This window comes from Pseudomonas frederiksbergensis (assembly GCF_003732665.1).
GTDB lineage: Bacteria > Pseudomonadota > Gammaproteobacteria > Pseudomonadales > Pseudomonadaceae > Aquipseudomonas > Aquipseudomonas frederiksbergensis_G.
In genome coordinates, this window is sequence record NZ_MOBP01000027.1 from 15,767 (window position 1) to 29,016 (window position 13,250).

The following is a 13,250-nucleotide window of genomic DNA, read 5'->3' on the forward strand; positions in this document are numbered from 1 at the left end:
AAAGGTCCTTAGCGCGTGCCGCCGGTTTGTTTGAGGAAGTTAGCGAACAGCTCGTGGCCCTGCTCGGTGAGGATCGACTCAGGGTGAAATTGCACCCCCTCGATGTTCAATGTCTTGTGGCGCAGGCCCATGATTTCGTCGACCGAGCCGTCGTCGAGCTGGGTCCAGGCGGTCAGCTCCAGGCAATCGGGCAGGGTTTCGCGCTCGACGATCAACGAGTGATAACGGGTGACGGTCAACGGGCGGTTCAGCCCTGCGAAAACACCCTTGTCCTCGTGGAATACCGGACTAGTCTTACCGTGCATCACCTGTCGGGCGCGAACGACATCACCGCCAAAGGCCTGGCCGATGGATTGGTGACCGAGGCAGACACCGAGGATCGGCAGTTTGCCAGCGAAGTGTTTGATCGCTTCGATGGAGATGCCGGCTTCGGTGGGCGTGCAAGGACCGGGGGACACGACGATGCGCTCAGGGTTGAGGGCTTCGATTTCGGCAATGGTGAGTTCATCGTTGCGCACGACTTTGACCTGGGAGCCGAGCTCACCGAGGTACTGCACAACGTTGTAGGTAAAAGAGTCGTAGTTATCGATCATCAGCAACATGGCGATGGAAACCTCTTGAATTCACTGACTTTTAAGACAGCCTTCGAATGAATACCCGCAGTGTGCTGCGCTTTGTCAGGTGCTGGAGTGGCGCCAGCAAAGCGGCATTTCAAACAGGTAAAGAAGGCGAAGCGGTACAGGTCCGGCGGGGCCGGCAAAAGAATTCAGGCGCGCCAACGCCAGCGGGCGTGTGCCTTGATGACTTGATCCAGGAGTTTGCTGATGATCAACACGGGAAAGGTCTCATTCATACGTCTTGGCACAGTAACTTAGCTGGGCAGAGCGTGCAATATGGCGCACGCCAAGGCTGGCGAAACAAATGAAGGCTGCGCGACAGATGGCAAAAGGCCGGAAGTTTTTGGTACTGTCGTTTCGTTCTCTACAACAATAATTAAACGGACTTGCACATGATCAAACAGACGTTGTTTGTACCGCTCGCCAGTTGCCTGCTCGCCATGGCCTGCGCCCAGGCGAACGCGGCGCCCAACCCTTACACGAGCTTCATTGTCTTCGGCGACAGCCTCAACGACGCGGGGACCTTTGCCGACACCGGCGGGCCTGCCGGGTCGACCCAGCGCTTCACCAACCGCACCGGCCCGGTCTATCTGGACGGCAGCGGTGAGGAGCGCTCGCTCAACGCCACGCAAATCCTTGGGGGGAAACTGGGGTACTCAGCGGACCAGACAGCGTCCTCGTCTTCGGCGGTACGCGCCAACGAAGGCCTGCCCGATGGCAACAACTGGGCGGTCGGCGGTTATCGTACCGACCAGATCCTCGACTCGATCACCAGCACCTCCGCCACCGGCGAACGCACCCGGGCGGGTTATCTGCCGTCGAACGGCTTTCGCGCCGACCCGAATGCGCTGTATTACCTTTCGGGCGGTGGTAACGATTTCCTGCAAGGTCGCGTAACCAGCCTGCCCCAGGCCAGCGCCGCCGCCGATCGCCTGGCCAGCAGCGCGCAAGCCCTGCAACAGGCCGGGGCTCGTTACATCATGGTCTGGTTGCTACCGGATATCGGCTTTACCCCGGCGTTCAACGGCTCGCCGCTGCAAGGCTTCACCTCCCAGCTCAGCAACCAGTTCAACACTGAACTGGTGAGCCAACTGCAGGGCATCAACGCCAACATCATTCCACTGAACATCCCGGTGCTGCTCAAAGAGACGTTCGCCAACCCTGGGCAGTTCGGCCTGGCCACCGACCAGAACCTGAGTGCTACCTGCTTCAGCGGCAACAGTTGCACAGAGAACGCCCGCTACGGGATCAACAGTGCGACGCCGGACCCGACCAAGCTGATCTACAACGATTCGGTGCACCCGACCGAAGCCGGGCAACGCCTGATTGCCGATTACGCCTACTCGCTGTTGTCCGCTCCCTGGGAGGCGACCCTGCTGCCGCAAATGGCCCAGGGCACTTTGCGCTCCCATCAGGATGAATTGCGTAACCAGTGGCTGGCGGATTGGGAAAACTGGCAAGGCGTGGGTCAATGGCGGGCGATTGTCGCCGCTGGCGGCCAACACCAGGATTTCGACAGCCAGCGCAGCGGCGCCAGTGCTGACGGCAATGGCGCTAACCTGAACATCGGTGGCAGCTATCGGTTGAATGACGCATGGCGCGTGGGCCTGGCCGCTGGTTTCTACAACCAGAAACTTGAAGCCGGCGACAACGATTCGGACTACAAGCTCAATACCTACATGGGCACCGCGTTCGCTCAGTATCAGCAGAATCGCTGGTGGGGTGATGCAGCCGTGACGGCCGGGCATCTGGACTACGACAGCCTCAAACGCAAATTCCAATTGGGGGTCAACGAACGCGGAGAGAAAGGCGATACCGACGGTTACCTGGTGGCCTTCAGCGGCCGCATCGGTTACGACATCGCCCCGTTGGCGAGCAGCCCGTGGCACCTGTCGCCGTTCGTCAGCGCTGACTTCGCCAAGGTTGAAGTCGACGGCTACTCGGAAGATGGCGCCGACTCTACTGCGTTGACCTTCGATGACCAGTCGCGCATCTCCCGGCGTCTTGGCCTCGGGATCCAGGGCAAGTACCAGATCACTTCGCAGACCCAGGTGTTTGGCGAACTCGCTCATGAGCGCGAGTACAACGACGACACCCAGGACGTGACCATGAACCTCAACAGCCTGCCGGGCAACCGCTACACCCTGGCCGGCTACACCCCGCAAACCAACCTGAACCGTTTGAACCTGGGGGTGAGCCACAACCTCACCAAGGATTTGGCGTTGCGGGCGAGCTACGACATTCGCAAGGATGATGACTTTACCCAGCAAGGGGTCAACCTGGGCGTTAGCCTGGACTTCTAAACCCCTGGCCATAAAAAACGCGGCGCCCTCACAGGCGCCGCGTTTTTTTTGTGCTGGTGATATTCCTGTGGGAGCGGGCTTGCTCGCGAAAGCGGTGTGTCATTCAACAATGATGTCGACTGACGGGCCTCTTCGCGAGCAAGCCCGCTCCCACAGGTTTTGTGTGAACTCAAGCGTCCGGGGTTTGCTCGGCCAACGCCACCGCACGGAACATCGCCCGACGCTTGTTCAGGGTTTCTTCCCATTCCAGCGCCGGCACCGAGTCAGCGACGATGCCGCCACCGGCCTGCACATGCAGCTCGCCGTCCTTGATCACCGCGGTGCGGATCGCAATCGCAGTGTCCATGTTACCGTTCCAGGCGAAGTAACCCACCGCCCCGCCGTAGACGCCACGCTTGACCGGTTCCAGCTCATCGATGATTTCCATCGCCCGAATCTTCGGCGCGCCAGACAAGGTGCCCGCCGGCAGAATCGCCCGCAGCGCATCCATGGCCGTCAGCCCGGCCTTCAATTGCCCGGTGACGTTGGAGACGATGTGCATCACGTTGGAATAACGTTCGATCACCATCTTCTCAGTCAGCTTCACCGAACCGATTTCCGAAACCCGGCCGGTGTCGTTGCGCCCAAGGTCAATCAGCATCAAGTGCTCGGCGATTTCCTTGTCGTCGGACAGCAGGTCTTTTTCCAGCGCCAGATCCGCTTCTTCGTTGGCCCCGCGTGGGCGGGTGCCGGCAATCGGGCGCACGGTGATCAGGTTGTCTTCGACCCGCACCAGCACTTCCGGCGAACTGCCGACGACGTGGAAATCGCCGAAGTTGAAGAAGTACATGTAAGGCGTCGGGTTGAAGCAGCGCAGCGCCCGGTACAGATCGATGGGAGCAGCCTTGAAGTCGATGGACATGCGCTGGGACGGCACAACCTGCATGCAGTCACCGGCCAGGATGTATTCCTTGATGGTGTCGACGGCTTTTTCGTAATCGTCCTGGGTGAAGCTCGAACGGAACACCGGGTCAGCCGACTGTTGCTTGCTAAAATCCAGGCCACGACGCGGGGTGATCGGCTGGCGCAGTTTCTCCAGCAGCTCTTCCAGGCGCGCCTGACCTTGCTCGAAGGCATCGGCCTGCGCCGGGTCGGCGAGGACAATCGCGTGCATCTTGCCGGCGAGGTTGTCGAACACCACCACCGCGTCGGACACCATCAGCAGAATGTCCGGCACGCCCAGTGGATCAGGGTTCGGGCATTTGCCCAGACGCTTCTCCACATAACGCACGCAGTCATAACCGAAGTAACCCACCAGGCCGCCGTTGAAGCGCGGCAAGCCAGGGATGGTCGGAACGTTGTAGCGCGCCTTGAATTCTTCGACGAAGGCCAGTGGGTCTTCGGCCTCAAGGCTTTCGATCTCGACGCCGTCGTGGGTCACGCTCACGTGGTGATCGTGAACCCGCAGCACGGTGCGGCACGGCAGGCCGATGATCGAATAACGGCCCCACTTCTCCCCGCCCTGCACCGACTCCAGCAGGTAGGAGTTAGGCTCGTCGGCCAGTTTCAGGTAGATCGACAGCGGCGTGTCGAAGTCGGCCAGGGTTTCGCAGGCCATCGGGATACGGTTGTAGCCAGCAGCGGCCAAACGCAGGAATTCTTCGCGGATCATGGGGTAGCCTCGTGGCTTGAGGGTCTATCAGTCAGGTATGCAAACGCGCCGGTATGCCGGCCAGGAACAAGTCAGGCGCGCCAACGCCAGCGGGCCAGGGCCTTGATGACTTTCATCCAGAGTTTGCGAGTGACCACCACGATGGCGTTTCCACAAGGGGGTTGAGCAGCGTCGGGCAACGTTATCTCAGCCGTCAGATCCAGGCAACCGGGAATTAGCTTGCGCAGATCGTCGATCACCAGTGCCGGCGACTCTTCGGCAATCGGCCGGCCATGGTTGTAGCCATAACTGAGCGCCACACACTTGACCCCGGCCGCTTTCGCCGCCAAGACATCACTACGCGAATCGCCGACGAACAACGACTGCGACGCCGGAATGTTGGCCATTTTCATCACGAAAAACAGCGCCGCCGGGTCGGGCTTCTTCTGCGGCAAGGTATCGCCGCCGATGATCCACTTGAAATAGCGGCCGATTTTCATCTGATCCAGCAGCGGCGCGACAAAACGCTCCGGCTTGTTGGTGATCAGCGCCATGGCCACGCCCTGCTTGTGCAACCACTTCAACGTGTCGCGCACGCCGGGGTAGACCACGGTCAGCTCATGGCTTTCGCTATAAGCCTGCATGAAAATCTCCAGCGCGCCTTCGGCCTCGCCGTCGTCGACCGCCGAATGGTCGATACCACCGGCCAGCGCACGGCGCACCAGCACCGGCGCGCCGTTGCCGACCCACTCGCGCACCGACTCAATGCCCGCCGGTTCGCGGCCCATCCTGAGCAGCATGTTATCCACGGCAACCGCGAGGTCGGGGACCGAATCGATCAGCGTGCCATCCAGATCGAACATCACCAGCCGCGGCAGACGCCCCGGGAACAGTTGCTCAAAGCCACTCATGGACGAGCCAGCGCCAGTTCGGCGCGCATCTTCTCGATCACTTCCTGGTAGTTCGGCGCGTTGAAGATCGCCGAGCCGGCCACGAAGGTGTCGGCACCAGCGGCGGCGATTTCACGGATGTTGTTCACATTCACCCCGCCGTCGATTTCCAGGCGAATGTCGCGCCCGGAGGCATCGATCAGTGCACGGGCCTGACGCAGTTTGTCGAGGGTGCCGGGAATGAACTTCTGCCCGCCAAAGCCCGGGTTGACGCTCATCAGCAAGATCATGTCGACCTTGTCCATCACGTATTCGAGCACGCTCAACGGGGTCGCCGGGTTGAACACCAAACCTGCCTTGCAGCCGCCCTCGCGGATCAGTTGCAGGGAACGGTCGACGTGCTGGGTGGCTTCCGGGTGGAAGGTGATGTAGGTCGCGCCGGCCTCGATGAAATCACCGACGATGCGATCCACCGGGCTGACCATCAAATGGGCGTCGATCGGCGCAGTCACGCCGTACTTGCGCAGTGCCGCGCAGACCATCGGGCCGATGGTCAGGTTGGGCACGTAGTGATTGTCCATGACATCGAAGTGCACGAAATCGGCGCCAGCGGCCAGGACGTTGTCCACTTCTTCACCCAGGCGGGCGAAGTCGGCGGAGAGAATCGACGGAGCAATTACGAAGGGCTGCATGACGCACCTTTTCTGAGCAAAATCACGATGGCGCGCATTGTATACCTCATGCTTTGACGCGCGCACTGTGACCGCGATGATTGGGGCTGCCTTCGATCAATAAGCGGCCACAGGCTCTAGTACGCCGCCCGGTAGATCTTTTCGATATCGACGGCGCTCAACTTGCGTGGATTGTTGCGCATCAGGCGCTCGATCCCCGCCGCTTCCACGGCCATGGCCGGAATCGCGTCCTCGGGCACGCCGAAGCTGCGCAGGCCCAGGGGAATCTCCACCGCCAGGCACAACGCGGTCATCGCTTCCACGGCTTTATCCGCCGCATCGGTGGCGCTCAGGTGCGCGGTTTTCACGCCCATGGCCTCGGCAATATCCTGCATGCGCTCGACGCAGGCCAACTTGTTCCAGGTCATGACGTACGGCAGCAGCAAGGCGTTGCTGACGCCATGGGCAATGTTGTAGCGCCCGCCCAGGGGATACGCCAACGCATGCACCGCGCCGACCCCGGCATTGCCGAACGCCATGCCGGCCATCAGGCTGGCGGTGGCCATGTCTTCCCGGGCTTGCAGGTTGGCCGGGTTGGCGTAGGCCTTGGGCAGCGCTTGGGTAATCAGCTTGATCGCGCCAATCGCCAGGGCATCGGTGATCGCCGAGGCATTCAGCGACAGGTAGGACTCGACCGCATGCACCAGCGCATCGACGCCACTGGCGGCGGTGACACTGCGCGGGCAGGTCAGGGTCATTTGCGGGCTGACCAAGGCCACGTCCGGCAATAGATAGTCGCTGACGATGCCTTTCTTCAGTTGCGCGACTTTGTCGGAGAGGATCGCCACGTTGGTGACTTCCGAACCGGTGCCGGCGGTGGTCGGGATGGCGATCAGCGGCGGGCCTTTGCGTGGCACTTGATCGACGCCGAACAAATCTTCCAGCGCACCGTGGTAACCGGCATAGGCTGCCACACTTTTGGCGATGTCGATGGCACTGCCGCCACCGAGGCCGATCAAGCCGTCATGCCCGCCTTCACGGTAGACGCGCATGCAGTCTTCGACGATGGCGATTTCCGGGTCGGGCAGCACGCGGTCGAAGATTTCGTAAGTACGATCACCCAAGTGCGCCAGCGCCAGCTCCACCGTGCCGGACTTGACCAGGGCGGCATCGGTGACGATCAGCGGGTTGTCGACATCCAGGCGTCTCAGCTCGGCGGCCAATTGCTCGATGGCGCCGGCGCCGGTGATCAGTTTGTGGGCAATCTTGAAAGAGGAAAGACTCATGTGCGCAGCCTCTTATCGTTGTGAGAGCTGGGCACAATAGTAGCTGGGGATTGGGGTTTGTCTGTTATTCAGGCAATGAATGATCAGAGATCTCGAACACCGCACAAAACCCCTGTGGGATCTGGTAGGAGCTGTGTAGGAGCTGACGAGTGAAACGAGGCTGCGATCTTTTGATCTTGATCTTTAAAAGCAAGATCAAAAGATCGCAGCCTCGTTTCACTTGGCAGCTCCTACGGGGGATCGCGTTAAACTTGGGCTGTGCGCAGTTTCTCGCTACGCCCACGCAGCCATTCCAGGGTCAGCAGCAGGATCACCGAGAAGGCAATCAGCAACGTCGCTGCAGCCGCAATCGTCGGGCTGAGGTTTTCGCGGATGCCGCTGAACATCTGCCGAGGCAAGGTCGCTTGTTCGGGGCCGGCGAGGAACAGCGTCACCACCACTTCATCGAACGACGTCGCAAAGGCAAACAGCGCCCCGGAGATCACGCCCGGCGCGATCAACGGCAAGGTCACCCGGCGGAACGCGGTCAGCGGCGAAGCCCCGAGGCTCGCAGCGGCGCGCACCAGGTTGTGGTTAAACCCCTGCAACGTCGCCGACACCGTGATGATCACGAACGGCACGCCCAACACCGCGTGCACCACGATCAGCGAAAAGAAACTGTTGCCCAGGCCCAGCGGCGCGAAGAACAGATAACTCGCCACCCCGATGATCACCACCGGCACCACCATCGGCGAGATCACCAATGCCATCACCAGCGCCTTGCCCGGGAAATCACCGCGAGTCAGGCCAATCGCCGCCAGCGTACCGAACACCATCGCCAGCACCGTGGCCGCCGGGGCGACGATGATGCTGTTCTTCAGCGAGCGCATCCATTCGGCTGAGGCGAAGAAGTCCTGATACCAGTGCAGCGAAAAGCCCTGCAACGGGTACACCAGGAAACTGCCCGAGTTGAAGGACAGCGGAATGATCACCAGCACCGGCAGAATCAGGAACAGCAAAATCAAGCCGCAGAGAATCCGCAAGCTGTAGAACCACACCCGCTCGACGGGCGACATATAAGGACTCAGCATTTCGTTCTCCCCTTAGCTCAGGCGCAGGCGACTGGCGCCCACCAGCCAGCTGTAAATCAGATAAAGCACCACGGTCGCCAACAGCAGCAGCCCACCGAGCGCGGTCGCCATGCCCCAGTTGATGCTGGTGTTGGTGTAGAAGGCGACGAAGTAGCTGACCATCTGATCGTTCGGGCTGCCCAGCAGCGCCGGGGTGATGTAGTAGCCGATGGCGAGGATGAAGACCAACAGGCAACCGGCGCCGACACCGGCATAGGTCTGCGGGAAGTACACCCGCCAGAAACTGGCGAACGGATGGCAGCCGAGGGAAATCGCGGCGCGCATGTAGGTCGGCGAGATGCCTTTCATCACGCTGTAGATCGGCAGGATCATGAACGGCAGCAGGATGTGCACCATGGAGATGTAGACCCCGGTGCGGTTGAACACCAGCTCCAGCGGCTTATCGATAATGCCCATGGCCATCAGGCCACTGTTGATCAACCCGCCGGATTGCAGCAACACGATCCACGCGGCGACCCGCACCAGGATCGAGGTCCAGAACGGCAGCAGCACCAGGATCATCAGCAGGTTGCTTTGGCGTGATGGCAGGTTCGCCAGCAGATAGGCCAACGGGTAGGCCAGGAACAGGCAGATCACGGTGATGACCAGGCCCATCCAGAAGGTGCGGGCGAAGATGTCGAGGTAGATCGCCTGGTCCGGGGTGGCCGGGGCCACTTCGCCGAGGTCGTCGATCCGGTGATCGACCGCCGCCAGCAAGTAGTAAGGGGTGATGCTGCTGGTATTGCGGCGCACGGCCTGCCAATAGGCCGGATCGCCCCAGCGTTCATCGAGCCCTTCCAGCGCTTCTTTATAAGAGGCCGGTTCGGTGGCGAACGGCAATGCGCGGGCGGTTTTGGTCAGCAGGCTGCGGTAGCCGGCCAGTTCCATGTTCAAGCGCTTGGACAAGTCGCCCAAGGTCTGGTTTTTGCGCGCTTCAGCGAGGTCTTCGCTGGCAGCCTTGTAGACCGGTTCAGCGGGCAGGCCACGGCCGTCCCAACTGGCGATAGCCGTCACGGTGCGCGGCATGCCGCCGACCACTTCCGGGTTACCGACACTTTTGTAGAGCAGCGCCGCGATCGGCACCAGGAACACCAGCAGCAGAAACAGCACCAGCGGCGCAATCAAGGCTTGGGCCTTCCAGCGATTGATCCGCTCGGCGTGCTTGAGCCGCTGCTTCAAGGTGGGGTCAGTGCCCGCGTTCAGGGGAACGGCGATAGCCATGGCGTACTCCGGAAATCTTTGATCGTTACAGAGGCGGGAAACCACCTCGATCGTTTAAATGTGGGAGCGGGCTTGCTCGCGAAGGCGTCGGTACATCCAGCATCAATGCCGACTGATCTACCGCTTTCGCGAGCAAGCCCGCTCCCACAGGGTGGGCAAGCCCACCGTCACTAGGTCGTTGTTATTTGGCAGCCCAGGAGTTGAAGCGCTGTTCCAGTTGCTCGCCGTTGTCAGCCCAGAAGCTGACGTCGATCTGCACCTGGTTGGCGATGTTTTCCGGGGTGGTCGGCATGTCTTTCAACACATCCTTGGCCAGCAACGGTACGGCTTGGGTGTTGGCCGGGCCGTAGGCGATGTTTTCCGAGTAGGTCTTCTGCTGCTGCGGCATGACCGAGTAAGCGATGAATTTCTTCGCCGCTTCGGCACGGGTTTTATCCAGGCCTTTTGGAATCGCCCACGCGTCGAAGTCGTAGATGCCGCCGTTCCACACCACTTTCAGGTTGCTTTCTTTCTGCACGGCTGCGATCCGGCCGTTGTAGGCCGAGCTCATGACCACGTCGCCGGAAGCGAGGTATTGCGGCGGTTGTGCGCCGGCTTCCCACCACTGGATGTTCGGCTTGAGTTCATCGAGTTTCTTGAACGCGCGGTCCTGGCCATCTTTACCGGCCAGCACTTTATAGACGTCTTTCGGCGCAACGCCGTCGGCCATCAGAGCGAATTCCAGGGTGTACTTGGCGCCTTTACGCAGGCCACGCTTGCCCGGGAATTTCTTGGTGTCCCAGAAATCGACCCAGCTAGTCGGTGCGGAGGCCAGTTTGTCGGCGTTGTAGGCCAACACGGTCGACCACACGAAGAAGCCCACGCCGCATGGCTGGATCGCGCCTTTGACGTAGTCTTCAGTCTTGCCGAACAACTTCGGATCAAGCTGCTCGAACATGTCTTCGTCGCAACCACGGGACAGTTCTGGCGATTCAACTTCTACCAGGTCCCAGGACACGCTCTTGGTGTCGACCATGGCTTTGACCTTGGCCATCTCACCGTTGTATTCGCCCGCAACGATCTTGCCGTTGCCCGCCGCTTCCCACGGTGCGTAGAAAGCCTTGGTCTGCGCGGCCTTGTTCGCCCCGCCGAAAGACACCACGGTCAGGTCCGGGCCCGCCGCCATCGCGTGTGCCGCACCGATCATGCCCATGACCAAAGCGGTTAATTTCAGGGATCTCAACATTTATTGTTCTCTCCACGTGCAGGGTTGGTGTTGGTATTGCGGGGGGCGATCAATGCGCCTCTAAAAGAGGATCGAGCGCGCGAACGTGCTCGACCTGCCAGCCAAGCGGTACTACGTCGCCAACCGCCAGCTCGGGATCGAGCTCGGCAATCGGTTGTTTTACGAAGAAGTCGGTCTTGCCGCAGACTTCCAGGCGCACCCGGACGTGGTCGCCCAGATAGATGAATTCCGCCACCCGCCCTGAGAAGCGGTTGACGCAGGACTCGCTCGAACCATTGAGGCTCACGCGTTCCGGGCGAATCGACAGGGTGACGGGCTCGCCGGTCTGGCCGACGTTGACCGCCAGGGCTTCAACTTTTTCACCGCGACCCAATTCGACGATGCAGCGGTCGCCGGTGTGGCTGTGCAAGCGGCCATTGAGGCGGTTGTTCTCGCCGATGAAGTTGGCGACGAAGGTGTTCTTCGGTTCTTCGTAGAGCGTACGTGGCGGGGCGATTTGCTGGATTTCGCCCTGGTGGAACACCGCCACACGGTCGGACATGGTCAGGGCTTCGCCCTGGTCGTGGGTCACGTAGACCACGGTCACGCCGAGGCGTTGGTGAAGGTGTTTGATTTCCATCTGCATGTGTTCGCGCAGCTGTTTATCCAGGGCGCCGAGGGGTTCGTCCATCAGCACCAGTTGCGGTTCGAACACCAGGGCACGGGCCAGGGCCACACGCTGCTGCTGACCACCGGACAATTGCGCCGGGTAACGCTGGGCGAACGCATCGAGCTGGACCATGCTCAGGACTTTCTTGACCTTGTCGCTGACGTCGCTCTTGTTCAAGCCGCGCACGGTCAGCGGGAACGCCAGGTTCTCGGCCACGGTCATGTGCGGGAACAGCGCGTAGTTCTGGAACACCATGCCGATGTCGCGTTTGTGCGGCGGCACGTTGTTGATGGAACGCCCGGCCAGCAGGATTTCCCCGGCGGTCGGGGTTTCGAAACCGGCGAGCATCATCAGGCTGGTGGTCTTGCCGGAACCGGACGGCCCGAGCAAGGTGAGGAATTCGCCTTTGCGAATGTCCAGGTTGAGGTCTTTGACGATCAGGTTCTCGCCGTCGTAGCTTTTCTGCACTCCACGAAAGCTGACCAGAATGTCATTGGCCCCTGCACTTGAATCGACCTGGCTCATACCCACACCTTTGTTGTTGATGACTGCTTGTGGTCTAAGCCTAGTGGACGCTGGGGACCGCGCAAATCGGGGCGCAGGAGAGAATCGCCTCAGCCGGATGGAAGGTTGGGGGTAGGGATTGCCCTACAAGGATGGCGCGTTTGGGCAAACGCAGCGGCAAGCGGTCAGCTACAAGCAGCAAGAACAGGCAAAAGCAGGTTTACGGGGTGTCGCAAATGGACATGCCACCAAGATCCCTGTGGGAGCGGGCTTGCTCGCGAAAGCGGCGTGCCAGGCAATATTGATACGACTGACACGCCCCCTTATTGATACGCCTGACACGCCCTCCCTTTATTGATACGACTGACACGCCTCCCTGTAGGAGCGAGGCTTGCCCGCGAAGCTTTTAGCGCCAGTGAGGACGCCTTCGCGGGCAAGCCTCGCTCCTACAGGGGATCGCATTCAGATTTAGAGGAGTTTGTGTTCCATCGCGTACTTCACCAGCTCCGCCAAGGAGCTGATGTTGAGTTTCTGCATCAGCCGCGCCTTGTGGGTGCTGATGGTTTTGCTGCTCAGGGCCAGTTGCTGGGCGATGTCGTTGACGTTGGCGCCCTGGGCCAGGCGCTCGAACACCGAAAACTCCCGTTCCGACAATAAAGAGTGCAACGGCCGGGAATCGGTCAGGCCGACTTCGAAGACCATGCGGTCGGCCAGGTCCGGGTCGATGTAGCGCCCGCCCGCCGCGACTTTGCGGATTGCCGTCAGCAGCAACGCCGGATCGCTGTCCTTGGTGGCATAACCGGCGGCACCGACCTTCAACGCACGGGCGGCCATTTGCGCTTCATCATGCATCGACAACACCAGGATCGCCGGTGGATTGTTCAACGCGCGAATCCGTGGAATCGCCTCCAGGCCGTTGACGCCGGGCATGGAGATGTCCAGCAGTACCACTTCGCAGGGCACATGCCGCAACGTCTCGAGCAACTGCTCGCCATTGCTCGCCTCCCCCACCACCAGCAAATCCTTGGCCAGGCCAATCAATTGCTTGATGCCTTCACGGACGATGGTGTGGTCTTCGGCTACCAGTACACGGATCACAAGCTTCTCCCAATTAAATACGTTGCCTCCTGTGGGAGCGGGCTTGC

At 60.7% G+C, this 13,250-nt stretch carries 12 protein-coding genes; 2 read left to right on the forward strand and 10 right to left on the reverse strand.

Features of this window, described 5'->3' with window-relative positions:
- Positions 1-8 precede the first annotated feature (8 nt).
- A complete protein-coding gene (locus BK665_RS32315) occupies positions 9-602 on the reverse strand; it encodes an aminodeoxychorismate/anthranilate synthase component II (protein WP_123410518.1) in 594 nt (197 codons plus the stop codon).
- Positions 603-649: 47 nt separating this feature from the next.
- Between BK665_RS32315 and BK665_RS34565 the strand changes: the two genes are divergently transcribed.
- Together BK665_RS34565 and estP are read left to right on the forward strand one after the other, a co-directional pair.
- Positions 650-925 carry a hypothetical protein gene (locus BK665_RS34565; protein WP_185076716.1) on the forward strand — a complete coding sequence of 92 codons (276 nt, stop codon included), beginning with the start codon at positions 650-652 and terminating at the stop codon, positions 923-925.
- Between the two features lie 84 nt (positions 926-1,009).
- On the forward strand, positions 1,010-2,920 hold the full coding sequence (gene estP / locus BK665_RS32320; protein ID WP_123410519.1) for an esterase EstP: 1,911 nt from the start codon (positions 1,010-1,012) through the stop codon (positions 2,918-2,920).
- A 169-nt stretch (positions 2,921-3,089) separates the two neighbouring features.
- On the opposite strand, the gene trpE is transcribed toward estP, so the two are convergent.
- From trpE to BK665_RS32365, 9 genes are all read right to left on the reverse strand, one after another.
- Positions 3,090-4,571 (reverse strand): anthranilate synthase component I, encoded by a 1,482-nt coding sequence (gene trpE / locus BK665_RS32325; RefSeq protein ID WP_123410520.1) that lies wholly within the window; start codon positions 4,569-4,571, stop codon positions 3,090-3,092.
- Between the two features lie 71 nt (positions 4,572-4,642).
- Complete coding sequence (locus BK665_RS32330; protein WP_123410521.1) at positions 4,643-5,461, reverse strand: phosphoglycolate phosphatase; 819 nt, start codon at positions 5,459-5,461, stop codon at positions 4,643-4,645.
- Positions 5,458-6,132 carry a ribulose-phosphate 3-epimerase gene (gene rpe / locus BK665_RS32335; protein WP_123410522.1) on the reverse strand — a complete coding sequence of 225 codons (675 nt, stop codon included), beginning with the start codon at positions 6,130-6,132 and terminating at the stop codon, positions 5,458-5,460. The genes BK665_RS32330 and rpe overlap by 4 nt, the downstream gene beginning before the upstream one ends.
- 116 nt (positions 6,133-6,248) lie before the next feature.
- Entirely contained in the window at positions 6,249-7,397 is a 1,149-nt protein-coding gene (locus BK665_RS32340; RefSeq protein WP_123410523.1) for an iron-containing alcohol dehydrogenase, read from the reverse strand.
- A gap of 245 nt (positions 7,398-7,642) precedes the next feature.
- Complete coding sequence (locus tag BK665_RS32345; RefSeq protein WP_123410524.1) at positions 7,643-8,467, reverse strand: ABC transporter permease; 825 nt, start codon at positions 8,465-8,467, stop codon at positions 7,643-7,645.
- A 12-nt stretch (positions 8,468-8,479) separates the two neighbouring features.
- Positions 8,480-9,727 (reverse strand): ABC transporter permease, encoded by a 1,248-nt coding sequence (locus BK665_RS32350; RefSeq protein WP_123410525.1) that lies wholly within the window; start codon positions 9,725-9,727, stop codon positions 8,480-8,482.
- Positions 9,728-9,908: 181 nt separating this feature from the next.
- Positions 9,909-10,952, reverse strand: coding sequence for an ABC transporter substrate-binding protein (locus BK665_RS32355; RefSeq protein ID WP_123410526.1), 1,044 nt, complete (start codon positions 10,950-10,952; stop codon positions 9,909-9,911).
- A gap of 49 nt (positions 10,953-11,001) precedes the next feature.
- Complete coding sequence (locus BK665_RS32360; protein WP_123410527.1) at positions 11,002-12,126, reverse strand: ABC transporter ATP-binding protein; 1,125 nt, start codon at positions 12,124-12,126, stop codon at positions 11,002-11,004.
- A 447-nt stretch (positions 12,127-12,573) separates the two neighbouring features.
- Complete coding sequence (locus BK665_RS32365; RefSeq protein WP_123410528.1) at positions 12,574-13,203, reverse strand: response regulator; 630 nt, start codon at positions 13,201-13,203, stop codon at positions 12,574-12,576.
- Positions 13,204-13,250 lie beyond the last annotated feature (47 nt).